The following is a 14,081-nucleotide window of genomic DNA, read 5'->3' on the forward strand; positions in this document are numbered from 1 at the left end:
ACTCGCCGCTCTTAGTGAACCATCATGTTGTAGTTGAGGTTCCACATAATCCAGATGGAGCCGACTACCAGGATTGCGATGATAATCACGGTAAAGACAAAGGCAGTCATATTCCAGCCTTCATCGGACTTGGTGTTCATGTGCAGGAAGCAAACCAGATGCACCAGAATCTGCACTACCGCGGTCACCAGGACAGTGCCCAGGATTGCCGCGTGAGATGCAGTACCGCTCATCACCATCCAGAACGGGATCACCGTCAGGATGATCGACAGGATAAAACCTGTCATGTAGGTTTTTACGCTACCGTGGGAAGCGCCATGATCGTTAGTATGACTCATTACATCGCCCCCATCAGATACACAACAGAGAACACACAGATCCACACCACGTCCAGGAAGTGCCAGAACAAGCTCAGGCACATGATACGGGTACGGTTAGTGCTGGTCAGCCCGCGACGGTTTACCTGGAACATCAGTACTGCCATCCAGATAAGACCCGAGGTCACGTGCAGACCGTGGGTGCCGACCAGCGCGAAGAACGCGGACAGGAAGCCACTGCGATCCGGACCAAAACCTTCTGCAATCAGGTGATGGAATTCATAGATTTCCATCCCGATAAATCCGGCACCAAACAGCCAGGTCAACGCCAGCCAGGAAACAACCTGGCTCTTGTTGTTTTTGTACATGGCAATGGCGGCCATGCCGTAGGTGATGGAGCTGAATAACAGCAGAGCAGTTTCTACCAGTACGAACGGCAGCTCAAAAATGTCCTTGCCGGTCGGGCCGCCCGCTGTGCCGTTCACCAGAACGGCATAGGTCGCGAACAGACAGCAGAACAGAATGCAGTCGCTCATCAGGTAGATCCAGAAACCGAAGACTTTCATCGGTCCTGTGTCGTGGTGCGCGTGTTCATGCGCATGGGCAGTTGAGTGCGCCAGGGTATCAGTTGCCATTTTTCAGCCCCGCTTTAGAAATCTCATCGAAATGCTGGTTTTCCAGTTTTTCGACTTCACGGACTGGTACGTAGTAGTCCACGTCCTCGTCAAAGCTCTTCACAATCCAGCTGATGATCACGCCAGCGAAGCCGACGATTGCAAGCCACCAGATGTGCCAGATCATTGCGAAGCCAAATACCGTAGCGAAGGCGGCGATAACAATGCCCGCACCGCTGTTTTTCGGCATATGGATCTCTTCGTAATGCTCAGGTTGCTTATACGCTTCGCCTTTTTCTTTCATTTCCCAGAATGCGTCACGCTCATGAATGTGCGGCACAATGGCAAAGTTATAGAACGGAGGCGGGGAAGAGGTTGCCCACTCCAGCGTACGGCCACCCCATGGGTCACCGGTCAGGTCACGGTTCTGCTCGCGGTCGCGAATAGAGACGTAGAACTGAATCAGCTGGCACGCAATACCGCAAGCAATCAGCACCGCACCGCCCGCTGCAACAACCAGCATTGGGTGGAACTGCGGATCAATCTGCTGGCTCAGGCGACGGGTCATACCCATGAAGCCCAGCACGTACAGCGGCATGAAGGCCACGAAGAAGCCGACGATCCACAGCCAGAATGCGCGTTTGCCCCAGGTTTCGTTCAGCGTGTAGCCGAACGCTTTTGGCCACCAGTAGGTTACGCCAGCGAAGCAGCCGAAGACGACGCCGCCGATGATAACGTTATGGAAGTGCGCAATCAGGAACAGGCTGTTGTGCAGCACGAAGTCCGCGCCCGGCACCGCCAGCAGTACACCCGTCATCCCACCGACAGAGAAGGTGACGATGAAGCCGATAGTCCACAGCATGGCTGAGTGGAACACAATACGGCCCTGGTACATGGTGAACAGCCAGTTGAAGATCTTCACCCCGGTCGGGATGGCGATAATCATAGTGGTAATACCGAAGAAGGCGTTTACGTTCGCGCCGGCACCCATAGTAAAGAAGTGGTGCAGCCACACGATGAACGACAGTACGGTAATACACACGGTTGCCCACACCAGAGAGGTGTAACCAAACAGGCGCTTACGCGAGAAGGTTGCTGCGATTTCGGAGAACACACCGAAGACCGGCAGAACCAGGATGTACACTTCAGGGTGACCCCATGCCCAAATCAGGTTGATGTACATCATCATGTTGCCGCCCATATCATTGGTGAAGAAATGGGTGCCCAGATAGCGATCCAGGGTCAGCAGCGCGACGGTGACAGTCAGAATTGGGAATGACGCGATAATCAGGATGTTGGCGCACAGAGATGCCCAGGTAAATACCGGCATCTTGAACATGGTCATGCCAGGGGCACGCATCTTGATAATGGTCACGAAGAAGTTGATACCGGTCAGGGTCGTACCGATACCGGAGAGCTGAATCGCCCAAATCCAGTAATCGACGCCAACGCCAGGACTGTACTCAATTCCCGAAAGCGGTGGATAAGCCAGCCAGCCAGTCTGTGCGAATTCACCTACGCCCAGAGACAAGTTAACCAGGATCACACCCACAACCGTGAACCAGAAGCTCAGGTTGTTCAGGAACGGATATGCAACGTCGCGCGCGCCAATCTGCAGCGGAACGACAACGTTCATCAGACCGATAACCAGCGGCATCGCCACGAAGAAGATCATAATCACGCCGTGCGCGGTAAAGATCTGGTCGTAGTGGTGCGGTGGCAAGAAGCCTGCTTCGCCCGCAGAGGCAAGCGCCTGCTGGCTACGCATCATGATTGCATCGGCAAAGCCACGAATTAACATGACGATACCGACGATGCAGTACATGATACCGAGTTTTTTGTGGTCAACCGAGGTCAGCCACTCATTCCACAGGTAGCTCCACTTACCGAAGTAAGTGATTAAGCCCAGTAAGGCTGCGCCACCAATGATAATTGCAGCAATCGTAACCACGATAATAGGTTCATGGTACGGCACCGCATCCAGTGTCAATTTTCCGAACATTTTCTTCCTCGGCCCCTTAGTGAGAGGTTTCCGCGTGGCTCATGTCCATGCCTTCCATTCCTTCGTGCGAGCTATGCTCACCTTCAGGCTGGGTCACGTTCATGCTCTTGCCGTGGTCCATAAATTTGCCAATCACATCTTTGAACAAATCAGGTTTCACGTCAGAGAAGTACTCCACCTTGTTGTATTCGCTAGGCGTTGCCACTTTGTCGAACGCGGCCATGTCAGACATGGTGTTCGTAGACTGTTTCGCTTTAGCAACCCACTGGTCGAAAGCGGCACGGTCAGGCGTGGCAATGGCTTTGAACTTCATACCTGAGAAGCCTGGGCCACTGTAGCTGGCGGAGATACCATCAAAGGTGCCTGCTTCATTCGCGATCAGGTGCAGGTTAGTCTGCATACCGGCCATCGCGTAGATTTGGCTACCCAGACGCGGGATAAAGAAGGAGTTCATCACGGAGTTAGACGTTACTTTGAACTGAACCGGAACGTTTGCCGGGAAGGCAATTTCATTCACGGTAGCAATGCCCTGTTCCGGGTAGATGAAGAACCATTTCCAGTCCATGGAGACGACTTCGATCGTAATCGGTTTCTCATCGTGAACCAGCGGTTTTGCAGGCTCGAGCGCGTGAGTGGTTTTCCATGTCAGTACGGCAAGGAACAGGATGATCAGAATCGGCACCGTCCAGACCACAGCTTCCACTTTATTGGAGTGTGACCAGTTAGGGCTGTACTTCGCATCTTTATTGCTTGCACGGTACTTCCAGGCAAAACCAACAGCCATCAAGATGGCGGGAATAACCACAATCATCATCAGGCCAAATGCCGTCAGTATGAGTGAGCGTTGCTCCAGTCCAATCTGTCCTTTGGGGTCCAGAAGCGCAGAATCACAGCCACTGAGTAAAACAGTGCCTGCAAATAACGACAACCATCCCAAACTTTTATTGTATTTCCTAAGTGTCATTTAACGACCTCAATTCCACGGGGACCTGGTGGCGTTTAAAGTGTGGGGGCATTTTACGGGAAGGTTACATTACTGTAAACATCATTAGACCTGTGTCAGGACCGTGTTACCGGGTTCTGCCGGATAAGTCACACATGTTGCAAAATATTAACGATTTTGCAGTGCAAGCGCCGTCGGGTGGGCGTTATAACGAAACCGCCTCTGCCGGAGTGGTAAAGCGGGCAATTGGTATAACCATTACTAAAAACAAACAATTAATTAACAATTCATTATCAACAAAAGGACAAGTGCAAAACGTAAAATTAAACTTTCTTTTGCTGAATCGGTTAATGGAAAATAGCGTTTAATACGGGTTCCAATAATTTCCGGAATTCTTAGTCGCACAAATCAACAAATATTATTTTTGTCCGTGGGAATTTATTAACCGTTATAATTTCGCATCGTTATTACAACGGTAAATAACGTTTTAACTGACCTTATACTGCCTGGATTTTGCGCAGTGCCAGGTAATCGAGCAGGGCTCCCGTCAGGATCCCGGTCAGGGCAAACAGCGCGCCGATATCCAGCAGCAGCACCGTAAACGGTAGCGCCAGCGAGGTCGTGGCATTAATGATTAACACTACCAGCCACAGCGCCAGCGCGACGCATCCAATCAGCAATAGCGTTAAAGCAAAGCGATAGACGGACGGATAGGATGTTCGTGGCATAAATTGTTCGGTTTGCTGGGTATATTCCAGCGTCTGACGGCAAAATAATAACAGCACCAGGCCGGGAATCGCCGCGAACACTGAGAATAAATAGAACGCAGGCCAGCCGTGCGCTTCAACAAACCATCCTGCGATCGGCCCGACATACACCCGACCCACGGCAGACAGCGCAGAGAGCAGGGCGAACTGGGTGGCCGAGAAGGACTTGTTGCATAAGGTCATCAGCAGGGCGACAAACGCCGCTGTTCCCATCCCGCCGCACAGGTTTTCAAAGAATACCGCCGCCGCCATGCTGAACATGTGCTTGTCCGTAATGGCGAGTAGCCAGTAACCGGCGTTTGAAATCCCCTGCAAAATGCCGAAGATCATCAGCGCGCGGAACAGGCTTAAGCGCTGCATCAGCACCCCGCCATACAGCGCCCCGACGATGGTGGCTATCAATCCCAGCGTTTTATTGACCACGCCCACTTCTCCGGCATCAAAACCGACGCCGCGAATCAAAAAGGTGGTGGTCAGGCTCATCGCAAACGCGTCGCCGAGTTTGTACAGCACGATCAGCAGCAGAATAAGCCAGGCGTTGTTACGGCCAAAGAAGTCGCGCAGCGGTTCGGCGACCGCCTGTTCCAGCGAGCGGGGAACCGGGATCACGTCGCTCGGTTCCGGCGCCAGCAGCGTGGCAATCATGCACGGGATCAGCAGCACGGCCATCAGCCAGTACATTCCCTGCCAGCCGAGATAGCGATCCGCCAGCCACAGCGCCAGCCCGCCGGAAACCAGCATCCCCAGACGGTAGCCCAGCACGCTGATGGCGGCGCCTGTGCCACGCTCTTCGGCGGAGAGTACGTCGGTTTTCCAGGCATCGAAGACGATATCCTGCGAGGCAGAGCAGAAGGCGATCACCACCGCCAGCGCGGCCATCCAACGCAGCTGCGTCGTGGGTTCCAGGAACCCCATCGCCGCTACCGCCAGCAGCAGCAGACCCTGGGTGATCAGCAACCAGCCACGACGCCTGCCAAGGAATGGCGGGGTGTAGCGGTCCATCATCGGTGACCATAAAAACTTAAACACGTAGGCCTGACCGACCAGCGAGAAAAAGCCGATGGTCTTAAGATCGATATTCTCAACGGTCATCCAGGCTTGTAGCGTGCCGGACGTCAGCGCGAGCGGTAAACCGGAGGCAAAACCGAGGATCAGCAAGATAGCTGATTTTGGCTGCTGGAAAATACGTAAGTATTGACTGGACATGGGGCGTTAACTGACCCGGCAGGGCACCGGGTCAGCAGGCACAATTAACGTGCGTTTTGCTTGATGAATTCGTGAATGCTGGTGTCCTGCGCCATATCGGCGATGGTATCGGTCAGCACGCTGTTCACGGCATCAGCGATGTTTTTGTTGGTTGCCTGGAAGGCGCCTTCAACGGAGTAGCTTGCACGGTAGTTCTTGTTCATCTTGTTGCCATTCTTCGCCGTGGCGATGATAGCGATATCAGCTTTGGTCGCGATGTTGTAGCGCACGTTGCCCTGAGAGACGTCGGCGTACAGATTGTTGACGATGATCTGCAGATCAACGGCACCGCTTGGGCCAACCATATAGCCGCGGGAGGTCATCTGCTTCTCGAGCACTTCCTGCAGCAAGAAGCGCAGATCGCGCGAGGCGGTCAGCGTCACCAGCTGGTTTTCACGCGTCACTTTCGCCAGCGCCTGGTCTTTACGCTGGTCCGCGCCGTTGATGCTGACAGTCACGCCCATCAGGCTCGGATCCTGCTGTGGCAAGGAAATTTTCGGGGAGACGTCAATGGTGGTTGGAGGGGTTGCACAGCCAGCCAGCATAAAAAGGGCGACCAGCGGTAAAATGAGTTTTTTTAACATGTTCGGGCTCTCAACGAATCGTAGGCATAATATAGAGAAAAATTGCCGCCATCATAACATCGCCAACGGCGAGGGGAAGTAGTCAACGCATGTAAATTCATCGCCTTGTCTGAAAACTGACCACCTGAGGCGCTTTCATGTCGTACAGGCGACAAAACGGCTTCCCCCCTATAAGACTTCATCCCTTTGAATGAGAAAATCAGACGAAAGCTAATTTTTTGTTGTCTTCTTGTTATGCAAGCGGTAAAAGCGGCTAACATTTAAAGGGATGGGTGACATCTCAGCGTTGTCGGAGGAGTAATTTCATGATGATACGTGAACAGATAGAAGATAAGTTAAGGGCGGCGTTTGAACCTGTGTTCCTTGAAGTCGTCGACGAAAGCTATCGTCATAACGTACCGGCAGGGTCTGAAAGCCACTTCAAGGTCGTGCTGGTCAGCGATCGCTTTGTCGGGGAGCGGTTCCTTAATCGCCACCGTATGATTTACGGTACCCTGACGGAAGAACTCTCCACCACCGTACACGCGCTGGCGCTGCACACCTACACCATTAAGGAATGGAAAGGGTTGCAGGATACCATCTTTGCGTCGCCGCCGTGCCGGGGAGCCGGGACTATCGCGTAATAAATCCTGTTTGCAACAGCAGGAACTTTTCCAGTATGTTGCATCAAGATGACGTTAAAACGGCCTGCGGGCCGTTTTGTTTTGTCCGGGTTTTGAGGCGGTGGCGCGATTTTAAGGCCAAAAATAGCCTTAAATTGTGAAAAAAGCCGCAGCAACATGGGGCAACCGTTCTCGACTCACCTAAGTGATGCCGCTATAATGCCGCGTCTTAATGAATGCTTCGGGATGATTCTGGCGACAGGGAATGTGAATCTGCTAAGAGAGCATCCCGGTATTGCGAGGCAAATTCAGAGTTGACCGAGCACTGTGATTTTTTTGAGGTAACAAGATGCAAGTTTCAGTTGAAACCACTCAAGGCCTTGGCCGCCGTGTAACGATTACTATCGCTGCTGACAGCATCGAAAACGCTGTAAAAAGCGAGCTGGTCAACGTAGCGAAGAAAGTCCGTATTGACGGCTTCCGCAAGGGCAAAGTACCAATGAATGTCGTTGCTCAGCGTTATGGCGCATCTGTTCGCCAGGACGTGCTGGGCGACCTGATGAGCCGCAACTTCGTTGATGCGATCATTAAAGAAAAAATCAACCCAGCCGGTAACCCGACCTATGTTCCGGGCGAATACAAACTGGGCGAAGACTTCACCTACTCTGTAGAGTTCGAAGTGTACCCGGAAGTTGAGCTGAAAGGTCTGGACGCGATCGAAGTTGAAAAACCGGTTGTTGAAGTCACCGAAGCTGACGTTGACGGTATGCTGGACACCCTGCGTAAGCAGCAGGCGACCTGGAAAGACAAAGACGGCGCTGCTGATGCAGAAGACCGCGTGACCATCGACTTCAACGGCTCTGTAGACGGTGAAGAGTTCGAAGGCGGCAAAGCGTCTGACTTCGTACTGGCGATGGGTCAGGGTCGTATGATCCCAGGCTTCGAAGAAGGTATCAAAGGCCACAGCGCAGGCGAAGAATTCACTATCGACGTGACCTTCCCGGAAGAATACCACGCTGAAAACCTGAAAGGTAAAGCGGCTAAATTCGCCATTACCCTGAAGAAAGTAGAAGACCGCGAGCTGCCAGAACTGACTGCAGATTTCATCAAGCGTTTCGGCGTTGAAGATGGTTCTGTTGAAGGTCTGCGTGCAGAAGTGCGTAAAAACATGGAACGCGAGCTGAAAGGCGCCGTGCGTAACCGCGTTAAGTCTCAGGCTATCGAAGGCCTGGTTCAGGCTAACGAAATCGATATCCCGTCTGCACTCATCGACAACGAAATCGACGTTCTGCGCCGCCAGGCTGCACAGCGTTTCGGTGGCAATGAGAAACAGGCTCTGGAACTGCCACGTGAGCTGTTCGAAGAGCAGGCTAAACGCCGCGTTGTTGTTGGTCTGCTGCTGGGCGAAGTGATTCGTACCCACGAGCTGAAAGCTGACGAAACCCGTGTTAAAGGTCTGATCGAAGAGATGGCCTCTGCCTATGAAGATCCGTCAGAAGTTGTTGAGTTTTATGGCAGCAACAAAGAACTGATGGAAAACATGCGCAATGTAGCACTGGAAGAACAGGCTGTTGAAGCCGTTCTGGCGAAAGCGAAAGTGTCTGAAAAAGCCACGTCTTTCAACGAACTGATGAACCAGCAGGCATAATTCTGCCCGGCTTGTTTAAAGTTTGAACAAAAACCCGTTGCCTCCCGGCGGCGGGTTTTTTTTATCACAGTTATAAACCAGGAAGAGTGCTAAAACGCCTTTTCAGTGTTAGCGTTACAACAAAAGATTGTTATGCTTGAAATAGGGCTGAGCCGCCCCCATTAGTGGGGAAGCAGTATTAAAGAGACTGGCTGATAATCCGTCCGCAAGGTTACAATCAGTACAGCAGGTATTTTCATTTTTTATCCAGGAGACGGACATGTCATACAGTGGCGAACGAGATAACTTTGCACCCCATATGGCGCTGGTGCCAATGGTTATTGAACAGACCTCTCGCGGTGAACGTTCTTTTGATATCTATTCCCGTCTGCTTAAAGAGCGCGTTATCTTTATGACTGGCCAGGTCGAAGACCACATGGCTAACCTGATCGTGGCGCAGATGCTGTTTCTGGAAGCGGAAAACCCGGAAAAAGATATTTACCTGTACATTAACTCCCCTGGTGGCGTGATCACCGCCGGGATGTCTATTTACGACACCATGCAGTTTATCAAGCCTGATGTGAGCACCATTTGTATGGGCCAGGCGGCATCGATGGGCGCATTCCTGCTGACCGCAGGGGCGAAAGGCAAGCGTTTCTGCCTGCCAAACTCGCGCGTGATGATTCACCAGCCGCTGGGAGGTTACCAGGGGCAGGCAACAGATATTGAAATTCATGCCCGTGAAATCCTGAAGGTAAAAGGGCGCATGAATGAACTTATGGCTCACCACACGGGTCAATCACTTGAGCAGATCGAGCGCGATACCGAGCGCGATCGCTTCCTGTCCGCACCAGAGGCAGTTGAGTACGGTTTAGTCGACTCCATTTTGACCCACCGTAAATGATGCCCACGACGCGAGTGTGCCGCTATACTAAGATAGGGCGGCACGCTGCTTATCAGCAGCTCGCGTCTCAGATTGGCATTTGCGTCGTCATGTGCGGCACAAAGAACTTAAAAAGAGGTTTTGACTCATGACAGATAAACGCAAAGATGGTTCGGGCAAACTGTTGTATTGCTCTTTTTGCGGCAAAAGCCAGCATGAAGTGCGCAAACTGATTGCCGGGCCGTCCGTGTATATCTGCGACGAATGTGTCGACTTATGTAACGACATCATCCGCGAAGAAATTAAAGAAGTTGCTCCGCACCGCGAGCGTAGCGCCTTGCCAACCCCGCATGAGATCCGTCATCACCTTGATGACTATGTCATCGGTCAGGAACAGGCGAAAAAAGTGCTGGCTGTGGCGGTGTACAACCACTACAAACGTCTGCGTAACGGGGATAGCAGCAACGGCGTTGAGCTGGGCAAAAGCAACATCTTGCTGATCGGCCCAACCGGTTCCGGTAAAACCCTGTTAGCTGAAACGCTGGCGCGTTTGCTGGATGTTCCGTTCACCATGGCGGATGCCACCACCCTGACCGAAGCGGGTTATGTGGGTGAAGATGTGGAAAACATCATCCAGAAGCTGCTGCAGAAATGCGATTACGACGTACAGAAAGCGCAGCGCGGGATCGTTTATATCGATGAGATCGACAAAATCTCGCGTAAATCCGATAACCCGTCCATCACCCGTGATGTATCCGGTGAAGGCGTGCAGCAGGCGCTGCTGAAGCTGATCGAAGGCACCGTCGCCGCAGTTCCACCTCAGGGCGGTCGTAAGCATCCTCAGCAAGAGTTTCTGCAGGTTGATACGTCCAAAATCCTGTTTATCTGTGGTGGTGCATTTGCGGGTCTGGATAAAGTCATTGCTAACCGCGTTGAAACCGGTTCAGGTATTGGCTTTGGTGCCACGGTGAAAGCGAAGTCTGAAAAAGCGAAAGAGGGTGAACTGCTGACCCAAGTTGAACCAGAAGATATGATCAAGTTTGGTTTGATCCCTGAGTTCATTGGTCGTCTGCCGGTTGTTGCCACGCTGAGCGAGCTGAGCGAAGAAGCGCTGATTCAGATCCTGAAAGAGCCGAAAAACGCGCTGACTAAACAGTACCAGGCGTTATTCAATCTGGAAGGCGTTGAGCTGGAGTTCCGTGACGAAGCGCTGAATGCCATCGCCAAAAAAGCGATGATGCGTAAAACCGGTGCGCGTGGCCTGCGCTCTATCGTTGAAGCCGCTTTACTCGACACCATGTACGATCTTCCTTCGATGGAAGAGGTCGAAAAAGTGGTCATTGATGAATCCGTGATCGCCGGGCAAAGTAAGCCGCTGCTGATTTACGGTACCCCGGAAGCCCAGCAGGCATCTGGCGAATAATTCACCAACTCATACAAGCAGTTAATCAAAAAGGGGGGATTTTATCCTCCCTTTTTCTTTTTCCGTAAACATGGCGTTGAATGTATGGGAATCATCCCCATATACTGGATTACATGTTAGTGGTTGCATGAAGCACAGTCGCGCAACCTGATTACCTGGCGGACACTAAACTAAGAGAGAGCTCTATGAATCCTGAGCGTTCTGAACGCATTGAAATCCCCGTATTGCCGCTGCGCGATGTGGTGGTTTATCCGCACATGGTCATACCCTTATTCGTAGGGCGGGAAAAATCTATCCGTTGCCTTGAAGCCGCCATGGATCATGATAAAAAAATCATGCTGGTTGCGCAGAAAGAAGCATCAACGGATGAGCCGGGTGTAAACGATCTTTTCACCGTCGGGACCGTGGCCTCTATTTTACAAATGCTGAAGCTGCCTGACGGCACCGTTAAGGTGCTGGTCGAGGGGCTGCAGCGTGCGCGTATTACCACGCTGTCTGATGATGGCGAACACTTCGCGGCTAAAGCGGAATACCTTGAATCGCCGCAGCTTGATGAGCGTGAGCAAGAAGTGCTGGTTCGCACCGCGATTAGCCAGTTCGAAGGCTATATCAAGCTGAACAAAAAAATCCCACCAGAAGTGCTGACGTCGCTGAACAGCATCGACGATCCTGCGCGTCTGGCAGACACCATCGCTGCGCACATGCCGCTCAAGCTGGCAGACAAACAGTCCGTGCTGGAGATGTCCGACGTGAACGAACGTCTGGAATATCTGATGGCGATGATGGAATCGGAAATCGATCTGCTGCAGGTTGAGAAACGCATTCGCAACCGCGTGAAGAAGCAGATGGAAAAATCTCAGCGCGAGTACTATCTGAACGAGCAGATGAAGGCTATTCAGAAAGAGCTCGGCGAGATGGACGATGCGCCGGACGAAAACGAAGCGCTGAAGCGTAAGATCGACGCGGCAAAAATGCCGAAAGAGGCAAAAGAGAAAGCCGAAGCAGAACTGCAGAAGCTGAAAATGATGTCTCCGATGTCGGCCGAAGCGACCGTCGTGCGTGGCTACATTGAGTGGATGGTACAGGTTCCGTGGAACGCCCGTAGCAAGGTCAAAAAAGATCTGCGTCAGGCACAGGAGATCCTCGATACCGACCACTACGGTCTGGAACGTGTTAAAGATCGCATCCTTGAGTACCTTGCGGTTCAAAGCCGTGTAAACAAGCTCAAGGGCCCGATCCTGTGCCTGGTAGGACCGCCGGGGGTGGGTAAAACCTCTCTGGGGCAGTCCATTGCCAAAGCGACCGGACGTAAATACATCCGTATGGCGCTGGGTGGCGTTCGTGACGAAGCCGAAATCCGCGGTCACCGCCGGACCTATATCGGCTCTATGCCGGGCAAGCTGATCCAGAAAATGGCGAAAGTAGGCGTTAAAAACCCACTGTTCCTGCTGGATGAGATCGACAAAATGTCGTCCGATATGCGCGGCGACCCGGCGTCTGCCCTGCTTGAAGTGCTGGATCCGGAACAGAACGTGGCGTTCAGCGATCACTATCTGGAAGTGGACTACGATCTTAGCGATGTCATGTTCGTGGCGACCTCTAACTCCATGAACATTCCTGCTCCACTGCTGGATCGTATGGAAGTGATCCGTCTTTCGGGCTACACCGAAGACGAAAAGCTGAACATCGCCAAGCGCCACCTGCTTTCTAAGCAGATTGAGCGTAACGCGCTGAAAGAGAGCGAAATTACGGTAGAGGATAGTGCGATTATCAGCATTATTCGTTACTACACTCGTGAAGCGGGCGTGCGTAGTCTGGAACGCGAAATCTCCAAGCTGTGCCGTAAAGCGGTGAAGAAGCTGCTGCTGGATAAGACCCTGAAGCACGTTGAAATTAACGGCGACAACCTGCACGAATATCTCGGCGTTCAGCGCTATGACTATGGTCGCGCGGACAATGAAAACCGCGTCGGTCAGGTGACGGGGCTGGCGTGGACGGAAGTGGGCGGCGATCTGCTGACCATTGAAACCGCCTGCGTACCGGGTAAAGGCAAACTCACGTATACCGGCTCGCTGGGTGAAGTGATGCAGGAGTCCATTCAGGCTGCGCTGACCGTGGTGCGTGCGCGCGCGGAAAAACTGGGTATCAATGCGGACTTTTACGAGAAACGCGATATCCACGTTCACGTACCGGAAGGGGCAACGCCGAAAGACGGCCCAAGCGCCGGTATCGCCATGTGTACCGCGCTGGTCTCCTGCCTGACCGGCAACCCGGTTCGCGCCGATGTGGCGATGACCGGCGAAATCACCCTGCGCGGCCTCGTGTTGCCGATTGGTGGTTTGAAAGAAAAACTGCTCGCGGCTCACCGCGGTGGGATTAAAACCGTCCTGATCCCGCATGAAAACAAGCGCGATCTGGAAGAGATCCCGGACAACGTGATTGCCGATCTGGATATCCATCCGGTGAAGCGCATTGAGGAAGTTCTGGCGCTTGCGCTGCAGAACGAGCCTTATGGAATGCAGGTTGTAACCGCAAAATAGTGACCTCGCGCAAAGAGCGTCAATAAAAATAAGGCTGGTAGGCTAATTCGTGCTTGCCAGCCTTTTTTTGTATAGCTAATTTAGATCCCTGATTGGGCCAGCCTCAACAACGGGTGTTGTAAGGTCATGGCAGGCCTGATATAACTGCTGCGCGGTCGCGTTGTGAAGGATTCAGGCGCGATATAAATTATAAAGAGAGGAAGAGAAGAGTGAACAAATCTCAACTGATTGACAAAATTGCTGCGGGTGCTGATATCTCCAAAGCTGCGGCTGGACGTGCGTTAGATGCTTTAATTGCTTCTGTTACCGAATCTCTGCAGGCTGGGGACGACGTAGCGCTGGTTGGTTTTGGTACTTTTGCTGTTAAAGAGCGTGCTGCCCGTACTGGCCGCAACCCTCAGACCGGCAAAGAGATCACCATCGCTGCTGCTAAAGTTCCGGGCTTCCGCGCGGGCAAAGCGCTGAAAGACGCAGTAAACTGATCGCATTCTTGCATCAGGGAAGTTAAAAAGTCTAAGGGCGCATCATTTGATG

At 52.5% G+C, this 14,081-nt stretch carries 13 protein-coding genes; 7 read left to right on the plus strand and 6 right to left on the minus strand.

The features are described from left to right. Nucleotides 1–11: 11 nt before the first annotated feature. Genes M8014_RS02130 through cyoA form a run of 4 tightly spaced genes read right to left on the minus strand, consistent with a single transcriptional unit; the run spans nucleotide 12 to nucleotide 3,897 of the window. The gene (locus M8014_RS02130; protein ID WP_271280918.1) at nucleotides 12–338 is read right to left on the minus strand and encodes a cytochrome o ubiquinol oxidase subunit IV; all 327 of its coding nucleotides are present in this window, start codon (nucleotides 336–338) and stop codon (nucleotides 12–14) included. Then, nucleotides 338–952 (minus strand): cytochrome o ubiquinol oxidase subunit III, encoded by a 615-nt coding sequence (locus M8014_RS02135; protein WP_271280919.1) that lies wholly within the window; start codon nucleotides 950–952, stop codon nucleotides 338–340. Before M8014_RS02135 ends, M8014_RS02130 begins: the two co-directional genes overlap by 1 nt. Next, nucleotides 942–2,933 (minus strand): cytochrome o ubiquinol oxidase subunit I, encoded by a 1,992-nt coding sequence (gene cyoB, locus M8014_RS02140; RefSeq protein ID WP_271280920.1) that lies wholly within the window; start codon nucleotides 2,931–2,933, stop codon nucleotides 942–944. Before cyoB ends, M8014_RS02135 begins: the two co-directional genes overlap by 11 nt. Before the next feature lie 16 nt (nucleotides 2,934–2,949). Then, complete coding sequence (cyoA, locus tag M8014_RS02145) at nucleotides 2,950–3,897, minus strand: cytochrome o ubiquinol oxidase subunit II (protein WP_271280921.1); 948 nt, start codon at nucleotides 3,895–3,897, stop codon at nucleotides 2,950–2,952. Nucleotides 3,898–4,031: 134 nt separating this feature from the next. Between cyoA and M8014_RS02150 the strand changes: the two genes are divergently transcribed. After that, on the plus strand, nucleotides 4,032–4,244 hold the full coding sequence (locus tag M8014_RS02150) for a hypothetical protein (protein WP_271280922.1): 213 nt from the start codon (nucleotides 4,032–4,034) through the stop codon (nucleotides 4,242–4,244). 129 nt (nucleotides 4,245–4,373) lie between these two features. Here the strand turns inward: M8014_RS02150 and ampG are convergent, their stop codons facing one another. After that, on the minus strand, nucleotides 4,374–5,849 hold the full coding sequence (gene ampG / locus M8014_RS02155; RefSeq protein ID WP_271280923.1) for a muropeptide MFS transporter AmpG: 1,476 nt from the start codon (nucleotides 5,847–5,849) through the stop codon (nucleotides 4,374–4,376). A 44-nt stretch (nucleotides 5,850–5,893) separates the two neighbouring features. Then, on the minus strand, nucleotides 5,894–6,472 hold the full coding sequence (locus M8014_RS02160) for a lipoprotein (protein ID WP_271280924.1): 579 nt from the start codon (nucleotides 6,470–6,472) through the stop codon (nucleotides 5,894–5,896). Between the two features lie 305 nt (nucleotides 6,473–6,777). Here M8014_RS02160 and bolA point away from each other — a divergent pair, with 305 nt between their 5' ends. From bolA to hupB, 6 genes are all read left to right on the plus strand, one after another. After that, nucleotides 6,778–7,095, plus strand: a complete 318-nt coding sequence (gene bolA / locus M8014_RS02165) for a transcriptional regulator BolA (RefSeq protein ID WP_271280925.1) — start codon at nucleotides 6,778–6,780, stop codon at nucleotides 7,093–7,095. Between the two features lie 328 nt (nucleotides 7,096–7,423). Then, nucleotides 7,424–8,722 (plus strand): trigger factor, encoded by a 1,299-nt coding sequence (tig, locus tag M8014_RS02170; protein WP_271280926.1) that lies wholly within the window; start codon nucleotides 7,424–7,426, stop codon nucleotides 8,720–8,722. 259 nt (nucleotides 8,723–8,981) lie between these two features. Further along, nucleotides 8,982–9,605 (plus strand): ATP-dependent Clp endopeptidase proteolytic subunit ClpP, encoded by a 624-nt coding sequence (clpP, locus tag M8014_RS02175; RefSeq protein WP_271280927.1) that lies wholly within the window; start codon nucleotides 8,982–8,984, stop codon nucleotides 9,603–9,605. Nucleotides 9,606–9,732: 127 nt separating this feature from the next. Further along, on the plus strand, nucleotides 9,733–11,007 hold the full coding sequence (gene clpX / locus M8014_RS02180) for an ATP-dependent protease ATP-binding subunit ClpX (RefSeq protein WP_271267730.1): 1,275 nt from the start codon (nucleotides 9,733–9,735) through the stop codon (nucleotides 11,005–11,007). Nucleotides 11,008–11,192: 185 nt separating this feature from the next. Beyond that, nucleotides 11,193–13,547: an endopeptidase La gene (gene lon, locus M8014_RS02185; RefSeq protein WP_271280928.1), complete on the plus strand. Its 2,355-nt coding sequence runs from the start codon at nucleotides 11,193–11,195 to the stop codon at nucleotides 13,545–13,547. Nucleotides 13,548–13,756: 209 nt separating this feature from the next. Continuing rightward, a complete protein-coding gene (gene hupB / locus M8014_RS02190; protein ID WP_002444653.1) occupies nucleotides 13,757–14,029 on the plus strand; it encodes a nucleoid-associated protein HU-beta in 273 nt (90 codons plus the stop codon). Nucleotides 14,030–14,081 lie beyond the last annotated feature (52 nt).

Source organism: Silvania hatchlandensis (assembly GCF_025564065.1).
Classification (GTDB): domain Bacteria; phylum Pseudomonadota; class Gammaproteobacteria; order Enterobacterales; family Enterobacteriaceae; genus Enterobacter; species Enterobacter hatchlandensis.